Here is a 15,028-nt window from a genome sequence, read left to right on the forward strand (position 1 = left end):
ACCACCTAATGGCGCGGTTTTCCTATGGAACGCGTCACCAACGATGTCAAAGGAATCATCTTCCATGCAAGAAGTGCACGTCGAGCAGCTGACGGATCTGGCGCCCGAAGTGAACGCCACCAACCTGCTCCTGGACCGCGTCGCGGCCTCCGGCGGGCAGGCCCTGTTCATGGTCCAGCGCTCGGGCACCTGGCATGAAGTGACCGCCGCCGAATTCCTGGCCGACGTCAAGCGCCTGGCCATGAAACTGGTCTCCGACGGCCTGCAGCCCGGCGGGAAGGTCGCCATCATCTCGCGCACCCGCTACGAGTGGGCGCTGGCAGAGGAAGCCATCTGGTTCGCCGGCGGCGTCTGCGTGCCGATCTACGAAACCTCCAGCCCCTTCCAGATTGAATGGATCCTGCGTGATTCCGGGGCGCGTGTGGTGTTCGCAGAGGACCACGAGCTGCGCTCGCATGTGCGCCAGGCCGCAGCCCAGCTGGGCGAACCGGTCATCACCCACATGTTCGAAGGCTCCGACGGGTCGAACAAGGAGCTGATCCCCTCGGTGGGGCTGCACAAGCTGCTGGTCGACCAGCACGAGGTCGATGAGCAGCTCATCGAGCAGCGCCGCGCGTCGATGAAGCTGTCAGATACCGCGACGATGGTCTATACCTCCGGCACCACCGGACGCCCCAAGGGCTGCAACATGACCCACGCGAACTTCGCGCTGGTGGCGCACAACCTGGCGGCGCACATGGAAGACATCCTGGGCGAGCGCCGCCGCACGCTGATGTTCCTGCCGCTGGCCCATGTGCTGGCCCGCGCCGTCCAGCAGACCTGCATCCACGGCGGGACCGTCATCGCGCATTCGAATTCCACCGCCACCCTGGCCCAGGACATGGCAGCGATCAAGCCGGGCTTCCTGCTGGCAGTCCCGCGCGTGTTCGAGAAGATCCGCACCACCGCGCTGTCCACGGCCGAGGCGAGCGGCAAGGGCGAGTTGTTCCTGAAAGCCGAGCAGACCGCCATCGAGGTCTCCCGGATCCGCGATGCCAAGGCCCGCGGGCAGAAGGCCCGCATGCCGCTGGGGCTGCGCGCCCGCTATGCGCTGTTCAGCAAGGTCCTCTACCCGAAGCTGCGCGCGGTCTTCGGGGGCGAGTGCGGCTACGCGATCTCCGGGGCCAGCGCGTTGAATGAGGAACTGGCGCACTTCTTCCGCGGGGCAGGCATCCAGCTGGTCGAAGGTTACGGCCTGACCGAGACCACCGCCCCGGCCACCGTCAACCAGGCCACCCGCACCCGGGTCGGCACCGTGGGCCGCCCGATCCCGGGCACCAGCGTCCGGATCGCCGAGGACGGGGAAATTCTGATCAAGGGCATCGGCGTCTTCGCCGGCTACCACCAGAACCCCGCAGCCACCGCCGAGGCCTTCGACGCCGACGGCTATTTCAAGACCGGCGACACCGGCGTGCTGGACGAGGCCGGCTACCTGAAGGTCACCGGCCGCAAGAAGGAACTAATCGTCACCGCGGGCGGCAAAAACGTCTCCCCCGGCCCGCTGGAGGAAATGGTCCGCGCCGGGCGCATCGTGGCGCAGTGCGTGCTGGTCGGCGAGAACCGCCCGTTCATCGCCGCCATGGTGTCCCTGGATCCGGAGGAGCTGGTGCTGTGGGCCAAGGCCAAGGGGCTCGGTTCCATGTCGCTGGCCGAGGCCGCGGCCAACCCGCAGGTGATCCAGGAAGTGCAAAGCTACCTCGACCTCGCGAACTCCACCGTCTCCAAGGCCGAGTCCATCCGCAAGTTCGTGGTGCTTCCGGTGGAGTTCACCGAGGAATCGGGGCACCTGACCAGCACGTTGAAGCTCAAGCGCCAGGACGTGCTGCGCGATTTCGCGCAGCACGCCGATGAGCTCTACCAGCGCTAGGAATCGCTGTCCCGCAAAAGCAGTGAGGCTGGCCCACCACGATGCGTGGTGGGCCAGCCTCCGTGCTTTGCAGCCTGCGTGCGGCCTAGTTGCCCAGTCCGAAGGCGCGGGCTTCCTGGCGCAGGCGCGCCGCTTCGCGGCGGCGTCCGGTGGGCCAGCAGGAGATCAGCACAATGACCACCGTCAGCAGGATCAGTCCGGCGACGGCCGCGGCCGAATCGATCCAGAACTGCTCCGGGTACAGGCGGATCAGGGTGTCGCTGAGCTTGAAGGTCCAGGTTCCCTCGGAGAAGAACAGCGCGTGGAAGTCGCTGAAGAATGACTGCCATCCCATGAACGCCATGGCGAGAAGCGCAGCGATCAGCACCAGGGTGGCGATGGCTCCGGAGAACAGCGCGCGGCGCACGCCGCCGGCGTAGCGCTTGGCCAGGTACCAGATGCCGATGACCATCAGCACGGCCAGGCAGGCGCCCAGCACGTAGGCGAATCCGATCAGGTTCTTCACGTCCACCATGTGCTGGACTTCCCCGGCGGTGAACATGGCCGAGCCGGTGGGCAGCACCAGCCCCGAGAGGAACTCCGGGCCGGCGAAGTTGTTCAGGTAGTCGACCCCGTAGCTGCCGTAGGTCAGCCGTTCGGCGGCGCTGAACCCGTAGATGTCGTCGGGGAATCCAGGGCGCCCGTAGGACAAGGCCAGGAATCCGGGGGTCGCCACCAGGCGGATGGCGGCGATCAAGGTCAGGATCGGGAAGATCACCGCAACCAGGATCTGCGCCAGGCGGGCCATTGCGGGCTTGGAGTTCAAGGCGCGCTCACGGGCCACGCGACGCTTCATGGCGGCTTCCGAGGGCTCCTCTTCGGGGCCCGAGCTGCCGAAAACGCGGGAGCGGGCCTGGGCCACGGCAGCAGCGGTGGAGGCGTTGGATTCGTTCTGGGGTGCCACGGACACCGGCGGGACCACGGCGTCCGCCGCCGTGGCGGGGGCTGGGGCGGCCTGCGCTTTCGCAGCCTTTTCCGCCGCGATTTCGTGGGGCAGCTTGATCGCCCGGATGACGTCCTCCACCGGGGTTTCCGCCTTCGCGGAGGCCGCCGGAGCAGCTGCGGCGGCCGGCGCGGCCTTCACCGCTGGCTGCACGGTGGTCTTGGCCGCGGGCTTTGCTGGCGCCGCCGCTGCGGCCGGCTTGGCGGCAGCGGGTTTGGATTCCGCTGGCTTGGCCGCAGCTGCAGGTTTCGCCGGAGCAGGCTTCTGCGCCGGCTGCTCGGCTGGCTTGGCCGGTTCAGGCTTGGCGGCTTCCGGCTTGGCAGCGGGAGCGTCGCCCTTGATCACGGCCTTGGCAGCGGCCCGGCGTTCGGCCGCGGCCTTGGCCGCCGCGTCCGCCTGGGCCTTGTTCTTGTGCTCTTCCAGGCGAGCGGCCAGCTCTTCGGCCTTCTGGCTCAGCGAGGCCTTGGGCATCTGCGTGGTTCCGGGATCCGGGGCCCCTACGGGGTCCTTCGCAGCCTCAGCCATGAGGAGTCCTCCTGCAATTTGCGCGATCAAGTGATGTTTGGGGTGGCGTGCGGGCGTGGTGACAGGCCTCGCGCCTTTAGCATATCCAGCAGAAACTCGCATCCAGCGCATAGCCACACCTGATTTGGCCACCGGGTGCACCACATGCGCAGTTCCGCGAGGACGCCTATCGTGCCGTGGAAACGCGAAAGCCGCCGCCCGGTTCCCCGCACGGGGTCCGTTGGCAGCGGCGGGCGCCCGCTACGGGGCGGCGCGTGGCGTGGTGCGTGGTGCGGCGCTACTGGTTGTCCGGGGCATCCGGCAGCATGGCCAGCCGCACGCGGGCATCGAAGCGCGGGCCGCGCGATTCGGCGGCATCCGGCTCGGCGATGGCTGCATGGCGCGGGGCGCGATCCCTTGGCCGGGGTTCACGGACGGCTTCGACCAGCGCGTTCAATTCGTCCTCGGGCTCGATGACATCCGGGATGGTGCCGCGGATCAGGCTCCACCCGCTGGGCACTGTCAACCGGTTGGCATGCCTCGCGCACAGGTCGTAGCAGTGGGGTTCCGGATAGGTCGCCAGCGGCCCCAACACCGCGGTCGAATCCGCATAAACGTAGGTGAGGGTTGCGCGGGCCGTTTCACGGCAGGCTGGGCGAGAGCAAATACGAAGACCATCCACGCCCTCCAGTCTACTCGCGTCGGCGACGGTTGACCGGCAATTGGGTTCCCGGGGGTAGTCTGGAGGCATGAACGCCAAACTGCCGGATGAACCCAGCGGGCCACGCCGCAACCGGCATGGCAGGGGCCGGCGCGGGCCGTTGGTTCCCATGCACCTGCCGGCGTACCGCAACCGTCCCGAGCGCTTCGACGACGCGGTCATGGCCAGCGCCCAGCGCCTGGCCGAACGCTGGGAATCGCGGATGCTGAAAATCGATTTCCTCATTGAGCCGGTGCCCTCCGATACCCTGCTCTCCCAAGCCGAAGGCGCCGGCGAACGGGTGCCGCTGTCCTGCTCTCGCACGGCGACCGCGCATGACCGCGCCCAGATCACGATTTTCCGGCTGCCGCTGGAGCAGTTGGCCGCAAGCCCGGTGGAATTGGTGGATCTGGTGCACCAGTGCGTGGTGCACGAGGTATCCGAGCTATGGATGATCCCGGTGAGCGAAGTCGATCCCGACTACTTCCCCGAAGACCCGGATTTCTGACGCACCCAAGCCTTGGCGCGCGCCGGCGCGGAACTTACACTTGATGAACCGATGAAAGGTTCGTCATGGACAAGCTGGCTTTTTCGATTCCCGCTGATGACGGGTCGCAACCCGCCCAGGACGTGCAGCTGGTCCTCGAAGCATCACCGGGCGACAGGATGCCCAGGTGCGCGGACACCGGCCAGCCCGGAAGCCTGGCATTGCTTGAGCCCCCGCACTTCGAATGCCTGGTTGTGGACGCGGCCGAATGCGACGGCGACGGCGATTAGCCCCGCTTCCCCGCCCTGCGGCGGGCGGCCTCCCGAGGCAGCACAGGGCCTGGAACCGTTGCCGGTTCCAGGCCCTGTGCTGCAGGAGGGGAATCTCATCCCCCGACGTTGACCACGATGCCTTCGCGCCCGGCGTTCGCCGCCGGCATGGAGGCCCAGCCGATGGACTGCTCGGATCCCAGGATCACCTGGCCGATATAGGCGTTGGCGTCCGAGGAGAAGATCACCGCTTGGGCGTCTTCGCTGGTTTCGCGCGGATCGAAGACCGTGCTCGTCCCGGCCTTGATGTTCAGCTTCTGCGTCTTCTGCAGCTTGCCGTCCTTGGCGACGACCACCGCGTCAATCGAGGAATCGGCGTCAGTCGCGGCAATCACGAACTTCCCGGTGCCGTTGGCGGACAACGGCATGACCTGGTTGCCTGCCAGCGGGTTGGAGCTGACCGCCCATGCGGTGTCCGAGGCGTCCTTCGGGTCGGCGCCGCGCACCATCTTCACGGAGGCAGTGACCGGGGCGTCGGCCTCGACCACCAGGGTGTAGTAGCCGCCGGCCAGCTGGTCCAGGTTCTGGACCGAGGTCGCGTTGGAGGACGCGGCCAGGTTCCGCTCGAAGCTTGCCGCCACCTCGCCGCCGGCGCCCAGCACCTTCACCTTGTAGCCGGCGCCCTGAGCGCCCGCCGCGGCGACGTGCAGCTGCGGAACCAGGGACTTGTTGTCCTTGGACAGCTTGGCGGAGTTGTTCTTGTTGTCGATCCACACCCCCGGAATCACCTGGGTGTTGGAAGCCGAGGCGTTCCCGGCGACCAGGTCCACACCCGAAGGCGTGAGTCCGCGCAGCGCTGCCTGCTGGACATATCCGGTCACCTTGCCGCCGGTGCTGGTCACGGTGGCGGCCACCGCCGAAAGGTCCTGGGCGTAGCCGCCAAGCACGATGGCCCGCTGCTCGCCCGGGGCGATCACCACATTCTGCAGCGTCGAGGTGTCGATCGGCCCCTCGGGGCCGCGCAGGTCCACTGCCACCTGGGCCGAGGTGCTGGTCGGGTTGGCCAGGTGCAGCACCGAGGTGGACCCGGTGGTGGTCTGCAGCCCGGTGAAGCGCCAGGTCGATGCAGGCACCTGGCAGCTCGCCGCGGCCAGGCCGGCGAGGTCGCCGTCCTTGGCCTGGTAGCTGCGCAGGGTGCTGCCGATGGAGGGCAGCTGGCCCAGCGGCTGCACCTCGAAGAGCTGCTTGCCGTCGGCGTTGTTCACGGTGCTGACCTTGGCCGAGCGTCCGGTCAGGCCCTGATCGTCAGCGCTGCGCGACTCGGAAGCCTCTGCGTCGTCGATGCGTTCGGTCAGGGTCTGCCGGGAACTGCCGCCCAGGGCGGAGAAGGTGGAGCCCGGGATGCGCTTGGCCAGGTCGGAGACCACGACGCTGCGCAGGTTGCTGGAGATTTCCTTGGCGCCCGGCGCGAACTGCGGATCGGTCCCGTCCACGCCCTTGAGCAGCTGCGGGGTCGAGGCGCAGACGCTCAACGCGTCGCCGGCCGGCAGGCTGGTCACCGCGGCCGGAAGGGTGGTGGTGTCAGGGCTCGGGGCCAGCAGCGAGCCCGCCGCGACCAGTCCGCCCGAGGCGAGCACCGCGGCCAGGCTCAGCAGCACCGCGCCGGTCTTCCGGCGGGTCGGTGAATGCTCGGCATCCCGCGCGGCGGCCGCGCGGGCGCGTTCGAGCTTCTCGCGGCGGCGTGCGGCCTTGGGGCTTTCCTGCGGCTTCTGTGCCGCCGCCGGTGCTTCCGACGTGTCGGCCTGTTCTGCGGATGTTGTGGAGCCCTTGGTTTTCTTGGACGCCGTCGGCGCTGCCTCGGCGGCCTTGGCCTCGGCCGCTTTCCCGGCCTCGGGTGCTGGCTTGTTCGGGGACGCCGGTTGTACCGCGGCAGCAGCAGCGGCGGCAGAAGCGGTCGAAGGCGCGGGCGAAGTGCCGTTTTTCTCCGGTGCGCTGGCTGCGGCATCGGCCGAAGGCTCCGGGAGCGAGCCGGCGTCGGCCTTGCCCTGTGCGGGGACCTCTGTTGCGGGCCTCTGGGCGGCGTCATCAACGGACGGCGCCGCAGAAGACTTCACTGCCGGGGCAGGGGCCGCAGGTTCTGCCGGTGCGTCGGGAATCTTGGCTTCGGCAGGTCCTGGATCGGCGGCCGGAACAGCCGGTTCGGGCTTGGCCGCTTCGGGCTTGGCCGGTTCCGTTGGCGCGGGTTCGATCTTCTTCGATTTCGCGACCTTGGCCTGTGCCTTGGCATCGGCCTTGGCTTGGATCTGCGCTTCTTTCTCGCGCACCTTGGCCAGCTTGGCATCGACCTTGGCCTTGGCCTTGGCGGCCTTCAGCTCGGCTTTGGTGACGGCGGCCGATACCGGGGCCGCGGCAGGCACCGCGGAGGGAACCGCCTGGGGCTGCGCCGGTTGCGGCTGCGCGGATTGCGTGGACGCGGATCCAGTCTGAGTTTCGGGCTGGCCCGCAGGCACCTGGGGTTCGGCGGAGGAACCCTGGGTGTTCTCGTTGTTCTGCTCGCTCACTGGTTCTTCTCCTGCTCCGGCTCATCGTCCGAAATGCGGTCGCTGAGCTTCGGGGTCAAGTTTTCACGAATCTGGCTGGCCTGGGCGCGTGCCTCGCGGCGGCTGCGCGGACGGCCGGCCTCTTGAACCTGGCTGGCTCCGGGCTGCGCGGCGGCGAGCACCTGCTCGCCGTCGGCGACTTCCTGGGGATCGCGTTGGGTTTCGCGGATCCGGTAGGAGTCGTTTCGGTAGTTCGCCAGGCGGCGGGTGCTCGGCACCGGGATCGCCAGCAGGACGGTGATCAGCAGGACCAGGCCGCTGAGGACCAGCATCGGCACGGCCAGCGGTTCGCGGTGGCTGAGCGCCAGGGTTCCGCCGGAGGCCGGGACCTCGTAGGCCTGGGCCCAGCGGGTCTGCGAATCCTCCGGGTAGGACACCATGCGCAGCGCCTGCCCGTCGATCGAAGCGCGCAGCTTCGGGTCGGCGGCGGTGGCCAGCACCAGGGTCCGGCCGGAATCGGAGGCGGGAATCTGGACGTTCTGGATCTTGGCCCGGTTGCTCGGCAGCACCGTGACGGTGCCGTCTTCCGCGACCAGCCGTGCGAAGCCCGCGCCCCGGGCGGCCTCGGTGGTGGAATAGTCCACCCGCCACAGCCAACCGCTGTCGGTCTGGCCCACGGAGGCAAGGCCCGTGGCGGAGTCCAGCAGGCGGACGGTCGAGGAGACCGCTTCGCCGGTTTCGTTCAGCACCACGTAGCCGACACCCAAATCGCGCAGCTGCTCGCGGGCGTCCAGCCCGGATTCGGACAGCAGCATGGCCACCGCTTCACGCTGCACGGCATCCACGGCGGGCTTTTCGTTGCGTTCAGGGTCCAGCAGCGAACCGGTCAGCGTGGATACCTGCGAATAGCGGCTGAGCGTATCCAGGCTTTCGCCGTTGCCGGAGACCACGATGCTGTCGATTTCCCCGGACGACCGGGGCGTGAGCACCAGGGTGCGTTCGTGGAAATCGGAGCGGCCCGCGTCGGAGGCGGTGGCAGGGATGGTGCGTTCCTGCGAGGAGCCGACCTGCTGGGGCGCGTTCAGCGCGGTGAGCATGCCATCCGGGTTGGCCGGATTCAGCTGGGCCCCGAGCAGCACCGCACCGCTGGCGAGGATCGCCACGGTGGACAGCGCCGCCATGAAGCCCAGCACCGGGCGTCCGCCGGGCAGCCGCAGGGCGCGCGGAAGGTCTTCGCGGCGCAGCGCGGCGCTGGCATTGGCCGCGGCCGCCAGCAGCGCGAAGGACGCCATGGAGACGAACGGGCCGGTGTAGGCGCTGACGGTGGTGTGCGAATCCAGCCCCACGGGGATGAATCCGACGGCCCATCCGGCGGCCAGCGACAGGGCCGCGCCCCACAGCAGGCGGCGCGAATTGCGGCGCATGGTGGCGCTCGCGCTGGCAGAGCTGCTCAGCGTGCCGAAAACCGCCAGCAGCACCAGCGGGGCGCCGACCAGCAGCGCGGCGACCAGGGCCCACGGGCCCTCGGGCAGGAAACCCCAGCCCACCGGGGTGGCCGCGGCGTCGAAGGATTCGGGGAAGCCCAGCGCCATCTGCCACAGCGAGGCCGGGGAGAACGCGCTAAGCGCTCCCGGCTCGGTGAACAGCAGACGCGGGGTGCCCAGCGCGGAGATCAATAGCGGCAGGTTCCAGATCAGTGCGGGAACCGGGATCCACCACAGGGTGCGCGAGCGGTGCGGGGAAACCAAGGCCAGCACGTAGACCAGCACCGTTGCGGTCAGGAAGAAGGCCATGGAGCCGGCGGAGATGACCCACAGGATCAGCGCGGCGCAGGCCGAAGCGGTCCACGCCGAGGTGGTGCGCTGCTTGGCATCGCGCACGCCCTGGCCTTCGGGGGCCACCTGGGAATCCATGGCGCGCAGCACCGCGAGGAAGAGCAGCGGCAGCATCAGGTGCACCAGCACCGAGCCGACCCGGCCCGAGGCCAGGGAGGAGACCAGCGACGGGGACAAGGCCCAGAGCAGCGCGGCGATGAAGCGCACGGCGCGCGAACGGCTCAGCGCTCCCACACCCCACCAGGCGGACAGCGCCGCCAGCGGCATGGCGGCGAAGTACAGGTAGACCGAGGCCTGGTTCGCGTGGTCCAGGGTCAGCAGGGAGAAGAACCAGAACAGCGAATCGCTGTTGTCCGGGGCGGCGCTCAGGCCGGTGGCGGTGTTCTGCCACCAAGAGGACGCGTTGGCGCCGATCTCGCCCAGGGTCTGGGAGAACGGCCGGGCCGCGCCCCCGGACAGCGCGCCCGCGCCAAAGAGCGTACGCCAGGCCACCAGCGAGGCGGCGGCGGCGAGCAGCAGCGCGAAGACCAGGGAGAGCACCGCGGTGGTGCGCGGCGGCCGGGCGATGGAGACGAAATCCGAGAAGTTGTCGCCGCTGGGTTCCAGCGTGCCCTCGGAGCCGCTGCCGTCGCCAAAGACCTGCGAGTCCTCGCGGCCGGTGTTCAGGTTGCGGCGGTATTCGCGCACTTCCGAACCCGACACCATCAGCTTGCGCACCTGGCGGCGCGGCACGGTGCGGATCTGCTTGATGTTGCGGCGCGAGGCGCCGAGCTTCACCGGGGAGAACAGCCCGCGCAGGGTCGAGCCCAGGTGGCTGAAGCCGTGGCCCGGGTCCTTGGCCAGCAGCGAGACCAGGAAATGGCCGATGCCGCCGAGCAGGATGCCGATCCAGACGAACGGCAGGCCGGGGCCGGAGGCGTACTTCAGCCGCTGGAAGACCTCGGCGCGCTTGGCTTCGCGCGGGCCAGCCAGGGTTTCGACGATCTCCACCTGGTGGTAGATCTTCGCTTCGGGCACCACGATCACGCGGTGGCCGGCCAGCCGGTTGCGCCAGCAGATGTCGACGTCGTCGCCGCGGCCCGGCAGCGCCAGGTCGAAGCCGCCAAGCTGCTCGAAGATGTCGCGCCGGATGAACATGCCGGCGGAGGACACGGCGAAGTAGTCGCTGCGTCCGTCGTACTGCCCCTGGTCGACTTCGTCGGTGTCGATCATGGTCAGCCGCTGGGCCTTGCGGTCGACGCTCAGGCCCACCTCCACCAGGTGGCGGGGGTTGTCGATGTCCAGCAGCTTGCAGCCGGCAATGGTGACCGACTCGGAGGCTTCAACCGTGCGGGTCAGAAATTCAAGCGCGTCGGGAGCCGGCATCGAGTCGTCGTGGATGATCCACAGCCATTCGTCGCGGTCCTCGCGCGCCTGCGGCAGCTCGGCGACCGCGGTGTCCAGGGACAGGCCGAGCGATCCTTCATCCGCGACGACCAAGGCCGCGTTCGACGGCAGGTTCGCCTTCAGGACTTCCAAGGAGCCGTCGGTGGACGATGCGTCAACACCGATGAAACGTTCAATGGGCCGGGACTGGTTTCGCAGCGCGGCTAAAGTGCGTGGTAAAAAGTCAGCGCCATCGTGCGTAGCAACGATGGCGGTGACATGAATTGGCGGGCGAATTAGATTGCTCGTTTCCGTAGACGGCGGCGTTCGCGCTCCGAGAGCCCTCCCCAAATGCCGAAGCGCTCATCATTGCTCAACGCGTATTCCAAACATTCCGAACGTACAACACATGCCCCGCAAACTCTTTTAGCATCGCGGGTCGAGCCGCCCTTTTCAGGGAAGAACGCCTCAGGATCGGTCTGCGCGCACAGGGCGCGGGCCTGCCAGCCGAGTTCGCCTTCATCCACTTCCCCGCCGACGCCCAGCCATACGGCCTTGATCGCTTCGCGGGTTTCGTCGTCTTCATCCAGTTCCGGGGCCCACGAACCTGCCGAGGGAATCTCCTCGACGGTTCCAGCGGTCTCGTGGTCCTTCAGGAAGTTGTCAGCGGCTGACTCCAGGTCCGCCGCGACAGCAAGGCGTGCGAACTCTCCGGCTTGCGGATCGACAAACCAATCCGACGGTGCGTCTTCGAGCCCGTATTGGGCGGACGCAACAGCCGAGGTCGAAAATTCGGAGTACCCCTGCTCCAGCTTCGCCATGGTGATGTTGACCTTTCACGTTGGTTTGAGAAGATCGGGGCATCCTAGCGCCCGATCCATTCGGCTTCATTTATTCCATCGAAATATCGAAAATGATGGTGCGAGCCGAACTCACCATCTAATTACATCTTTGTAACTAAGCCTGAGTCAAGCGGGGAAGGTATTCTAAGAACACTTCCCAGCAAACTCTCGGCACAACACGCCGTCTAAACGGGCAGATCAACCGGGCGAGTCGCAACTTGCCTGAATTCCCGGCGAATTCTCAGTTAAGAAGATTAAAGGTACAGGTGAGTTTCAACTTGATTTCCGGCACTTTCGTGGAAAACCTCCTGGCGCCCCACCGGGCTTCGGCTTCGCCGTGGCTCACCTGGTACGGAGCCAGCGGAGAACGTATTGAATTATCGGGACGGGTGTTCGACAACTGGGTGGCGAAAAGCGCGAACCTGCTGGCCGACTCCTTCGACCTCGAAGAAGACCAGGTGGTCGTGGTCGACCTGCCGACGCATTGGAAGTCGCTGGTGCTGGCCTTGGCCTCGCTGCACCATGGGGCGACCCTGGTAGCCCCCTCACATGAGCGCGCTGCCGAAGCCGTCCTGTGGGTCACCGCCACCCCGACCGACCCAGGCATTCCCGCGTCCTGCGAAATCCTGGCCGTCGACCCCGCAGCGCTCGCACTATCCTTCGGCGGCGATTTGGGACCGGTGGCCGAGGACTTCAACGCTTCGGTCCGCTCCTTTGGAGACCAGTTCTTCCCGTCCTCCGTATCCGGCGCGGCGACCGCGATTGCCGGCGACGAACACCGCATCGATCTGGAGACCCTGTTCGCCACCTCGGCCGAAGCCAAGGGAACCATCCTGGTGCGGGCCGGCCTGCCGGTTCTGGAATTCCTTCCCTACGCCATTGCGCAGTGGGCCGCCGGGGACGCCCTGGTGTTGCTGGAGGACGGGGTGGAAGCGACCGAGCGGCTGCGCGAAGGCGAGCGCATCACCGCCGACTACTCTCCCGAGGCCTGATCCAGCCAGCTAGTTGACCACGGTGGGAACGCTCCCGGTGTCCGCGGGATCCGAATCCCCGGACCTCGCGGCGCCGGTTGCCGGCTTCGCGCCGCCCGGCGCCTGGTGCGTGGATGGTGCCAGCAGGTCGTGGTCGTGGGCGAACTGCTCTTCCTGGTCCATTTCGGCTCCGAAGACCCAGAAGCGGTATGCGAAGAAGCGGAAGATGGTGCCGAGCACCAGGCCCACCACCGAACCAGCGATGAACAGGCTCGTCGGGTCGGTCAGGCCGATCCAGTATTTGGTCACCCAGACGCAGGCAGCCGCGATGCCCAGGCCGATCGCGTTCATGATCAGGAACATCACCAGCTCGCGCACCACATTGGCCTGGCGGCGGTGGCGGAAGGTCCAGAAGCGGTTCGCCAGCCAGGAGAACAGCGTGGCCACCACGCCGGCAATGATCTTCGCCTTCACCTGGGAATCGCTCATGGGGCCGTGGAGCAGCCAGACGTAAATGCCGGAGTCGATGATGAACGCGACGCCGCCGACCACACCGAACTTGGCCACCTCGCGCCAGAGCAGCGAAATGAGTCCGGTGATTTTCAGTCTGATGCGCTCGAACATTTTCCTCCAGCCAGCCCTGCACCGCGTCGCAGCCAGCGTCCTCGCGGCACTGGCTGCTCGGTGTCCCGGGGGCGATCTGCCCCGCAGGTTATGTATTAACCGTCGCCCTCGGCGGCAAGCGCAGAGACGACATCCCGCCATTTTAGCGAGAATTCCTGATAGTTGGCCGGACAAAGCGAGTCATCCGGCTTCCCCCATTCAAGGCATCCACCGCTGGTTCGCTAATCTAGTAGGGTGAGCTTTCCAAAAATTGGTGTAATTGGTGGCGGGCAGCTAGCCCGAATGATGGCCCCTGAGGCCCTGAACCTTGGTTTTGAACTTCATGTCCTGGCCGAAGGCCCGGACGTCTCGGCCGCACGCAGCGTCCCGGATGCACCGGTGGGCGACTACAAGGACCTGCAGACCCTGCGCGAATTCGCCCAGGGCAAGGACGTGGTGACCTTCGACCACGAGCACGTTCCCAACGAGTTCCTCACCACCTTGATCAACGAGGGCGTCGACATCCAGCCGCGACCGGCGGCGCTGATCCATGCCCAGGACAAGCTGGTCATGCGCGAAGCCATTGAAAAGCTCGGACTGCCCAACCCGGCCTGGGCCAAGGTCGACTCGGTCGACGAGCTGGTCGCCTTCGGCGACAAGATCGGCTGGCCAATCGTGCTGAAGACCCCGCGCGGCGGCTACGACGGCAAGGGTGTGCGCATCCTGGATGACGCCGGCGAGGCCCGCGATTCGGCCGACTGGTTCGAGAACGGCCCGCTGCTGGCCGAGGACAAGGTCGATTTCTCCCGCGAGCTGTCCGCCATGGTGGCCCGCACCCCGTCGGGACAGGCCAAGGCCTGGCCCGTGGTCCACACCATCCAGGTCGACGGCGTCTGCGACGAAGTCATCGCCCCGGCCCAGGACATTTCCGAGCACACCGCCCGCACCGCGGCCAACGCAGCGCTGCGCATCGCCGAGGAATTCGGCGTCACCGGCGTGATGGCCGCCGAGTTGTTCGAGACCCCCGGCGTCGGCGCCGGCTTCGTGATCAACGAGCTGGCCATGCGGCCGCACAACACCGGCCACTGGACCATGAACGGTTCGGTCACCAGCCAGTTCGAGCAGCACCTGCGCGCGGTGCTCGACCTGCCGCTGGGCGAAACCCGTGAATTGGGTGTCACCGTCATGAAGAACTACCTGGGCGGCGCCAACCAGGACCTGTACTCGGCGTTCGCCGCGGCCCTGGCCGCCGCGCCCGAGGTCAAGGTGCATGCCTACGGCAAGTCGGTGCGCCCGGGCCGCAAGATCGGCCACGTGAACGTGGTGGCAAACGCCGGGCAAAGCGTAGATGAACTTCGCCAGCGCGCCGACCTCGTTGCCGCGTTGATCCGCGACGGCGTGCCCGCCACCGCCTAGCCTGTTACCTAGAGCGCTGCCGCTCCCCCTGCGGGGGCGGCAGCGTTTGACCACCTGACCCAAGGAAAATTTCGTTATGACTGAAGCACCTCTTGTCGGCCTCGTAATGGGCTCGGATTCGGACTGGCCGGTCATGCGCCTGGCCGCCCAGGCCCTGGCCGAATTCGGCATTCCCTTCGAAGCGGACGTCGTCTCGGCCCACCGCATGCCGACCGAAATGATCGATTACGGCAAGCAGGCCCACGAACGCGGCCTGCGCGTGATCATCGCCGGAGCCGGCGGCGCCGCCCACCTTCCGGGCATGCTTGCATCAGTTACACCGCTTCCTGTCATCGGAGTACCAGTTCCGCTGGCTAAGCTGGATGGAATGGACTCCCTGCTGTCCATCGTGCAGATGCCGGCGGGGGTCCCCGTGGCAACTGTTTCGATCGGCGGAGCCCGCAATGCCGGACTGCTCGCAGTGCGCATGCTTGCGTCGGGAACCGACAAGCTGGCCGAGTCGTTACAGGTAAAGTTGCTTCAGTTCGCTGAATCTCTGCGCGATTCCGCCCATGCCAAGGGCGCATCGCTGCGTGAAGAAGTCGCGAACGAGAATTTCGCCTCCTAGG

12 protein-coding genes are annotated in these 15,028 nt (G+C 67.3%); 6 read left to right on the plus strand and 6 right to left on the minus strand.

Going from position 1 to position 15,028, the window contains the following annotated elements; translation table 11 throughout:
* Positions 1-64: 64 nt before the first annotated feature.
* Positions 65-1,906: an AMP-dependent synthetase/ligase gene (locus tag C1H84_RS05460; protein WP_113606777.1), complete on the plus strand. Its 1,842-nt coding sequence runs from the start codon at positions 65-67 to the stop codon at positions 1,904-1,906.
* A gap of 85 nt (positions 1,907-1,991) precedes the next feature.
* Here the strand turns inward: C1H84_RS05460 and C1H84_RS05465 are convergent, their stop codons facing one another.
* Together C1H84_RS05465 and C1H84_RS05470 are read right to left on the minus strand one after the other, a co-directional pair.
* Positions 1,992-3,413, minus strand: a complete 1,422-nt coding sequence (locus tag C1H84_RS05465; protein WP_113606778.1) for a TIGR01906 family membrane protein — start codon at positions 3,411-3,413, stop codon at positions 1,992-1,994.
* 277 nt (positions 3,414-3,690) lie between these two features.
* A complete protein-coding gene (locus C1H84_RS05470) occupies positions 3,691-4,074 on the minus strand; it encodes a DUF3499 domain-containing protein (protein ID WP_053797515.1) in 384 nt (127 codons plus the stop codon).
* A gap of 67 nt (positions 4,075-4,141) precedes the next feature.
* Here C1H84_RS05470 and C1H84_RS05475 point away from each other — a divergent pair, with 67 nt between their 5' ends.
* Together C1H84_RS05475 and C1H84_RS05480 are read left to right on the plus strand one after the other, a co-directional pair.
* Positions 4,142-4,600, plus strand: coding sequence for a metallopeptidase family protein (locus C1H84_RS05475; protein WP_047118458.1), 459 nt, complete (start codon positions 4,142-4,144; stop codon positions 4,598-4,600).
* A 65-nt stretch (positions 4,601-4,665) separates the two neighbouring features.
* Positions 4,666-4,869: a hypothetical protein gene (locus C1H84_RS05480; protein WP_113606779.1), complete on the plus strand. Its 204-nt coding sequence runs from the start codon at positions 4,666-4,668 to the stop codon at positions 4,867-4,869.
* Between the two features lie 95 nt (positions 4,870-4,964).
* Here the strand turns inward: C1H84_RS05480 and C1H84_RS05485 are convergent, their stop codons facing one another.
* From C1H84_RS05485 to C1H84_RS18620, 3 genes are read right to left on the minus strand one after another with little or no spacing between them, the layout of a single operon-like run.
* A complete protein-coding gene (locus tag C1H84_RS05485; protein WP_113606780.1) occupies positions 4,965-7,409 on the minus strand; it encodes a DUF5719 family protein in 2,445 nt (814 codons plus the stop codon).
* Positions 7,406-10,939, minus strand: coding sequence for a glycosyltransferase family 2 protein (locus C1H84_RS05490; RefSeq protein WP_113606781.1), 3,534 nt, complete (start codon positions 10,937-10,939; stop codon positions 7,406-7,408). The genes C1H84_RS05485 and C1H84_RS05490 overlap by 4 nt, the downstream gene beginning before the upstream one ends.
* The gene (locus C1H84_RS18620) at positions 10,885-11,409 is read right to left on the minus strand and encodes a WhiB family transcriptional regulator (protein WP_113606782.1); all 525 of its coding nucleotides are present in this window, start codon (positions 11,407-11,409) and stop codon (positions 10,885-10,887) included. Before C1H84_RS18620 ends, C1H84_RS05490 begins: the two co-directional genes overlap by 55 nt.
* A gap of 287 nt (positions 11,410-11,696) precedes the next feature.
* On the opposite strand from C1H84_RS18620, the gene C1H84_RS05500 reads away from it, so the two are divergent.
* Positions 11,697-12,422 carry a TIGR03089 family protein gene (locus C1H84_RS05500; RefSeq protein ID WP_146955898.1) on the plus strand — a complete coding sequence of 242 codons (726 nt, stop codon included), beginning with the start codon at positions 11,697-11,699 and terminating at the stop codon, positions 12,420-12,422.
* Between the two features lie 9 nt (positions 12,423-12,431).
* Here C1H84_RS05500 and C1H84_RS05505 read toward each other — a convergent pair whose 3' ends face one another.
* Complete coding sequence (locus C1H84_RS05505) at positions 12,432-13,025, minus strand: GtrA family protein (RefSeq protein ID WP_047118455.1); 594 nt, start codon at positions 13,023-13,025, stop codon at positions 12,432-12,434.
* Between the two features lie 234 nt (positions 13,026-13,259).
* Between C1H84_RS05505 and C1H84_RS05510 the strand changes: the two genes are divergently transcribed.
* Both C1H84_RS05510 and purE read left to right on the plus strand, forming a co-directional pair.
* Positions 13,260-14,420 carry a 5-(carboxyamino)imidazole ribonucleotide synthase gene (locus tag C1H84_RS05510; RefSeq protein WP_113606783.1) on the plus strand — a complete coding sequence of 387 codons (1,161 nt, stop codon included), beginning with the start codon at positions 13,260-13,262 and terminating at the stop codon, positions 14,418-14,420.
* Between the two features lie 76 nt (positions 14,421-14,496).
* Positions 14,497-15,027 carry a 5-(carboxyamino)imidazole ribonucleotide mutase gene (gene purE, locus C1H84_RS05515; RefSeq protein WP_047118453.1) on the plus strand — a complete coding sequence of 177 codons (531 nt, stop codon included), beginning with the start codon at positions 14,497-14,499 and terminating at the stop codon, positions 15,025-15,027.
* Position 15,028 lies beyond the last annotated feature (1 nt).

Origin of the sequence: Glutamicibacter soli (assembly GCF_003309065.1) — a bacterium.
GTDB lineage: Bacteria > Actinomycetota > Actinomycetes > Actinomycetales > Micrococcaceae > Glutamicibacter > Glutamicibacter soli.

Excerpts from the sequence above, each read along its gene's own strand:
- purE (WP_047118453.1), top strand. The coding sequence starts at position 14,497 with ATGACTGAAGCACCTCTTGTCGGCCTCGTAATGGGCTCGGATTCGGAC.
- C1H84_RS05505 (WP_047118455.1), bottom strand. The coding sequence starts at position 13,025 with ATGTTCGAGCGCATCAGACTGAAAATCACCGGACTCATTTCGCTGCTC.
- C1H84_RS05480 (WP_113606779.1), top strand. The coding sequence starts at position 4,666 with ATGGACAAGCTGGCTTTTTCGATTCCCGCTGATGACGGGTCGCAACCC.
- C1H84_RS05460 (WP_113606777.1), top strand. The coding sequence starts at position 65 with ATGCAAGAAGTGCACGTCGAGCAGCTGACGGATCTGGCGCCCGAAGTG.
- C1H84_RS05475 (WP_047118458.1), top strand. The coding sequence starts at position 4,142 with ATGAACGCCAAACTGCCGGATGAACCCAGCGGGCCACGCCGCAACCGG.
- C1H84_RS05465 (WP_113606778.1), bottom strand. The coding sequence starts at position 3,413 with ATGGCTGAGGCTGCGAAGGACCCCGTAGGGGCCCCGGATCCCGGAACC.
- C1H84_RS18620 (WP_113606782.1), bottom strand. The coding sequence starts at position 11,409 with ATGGCGAAGCTGGAGCAGGGGTACTCCGAATTTTCGACCTCGGCTGTT.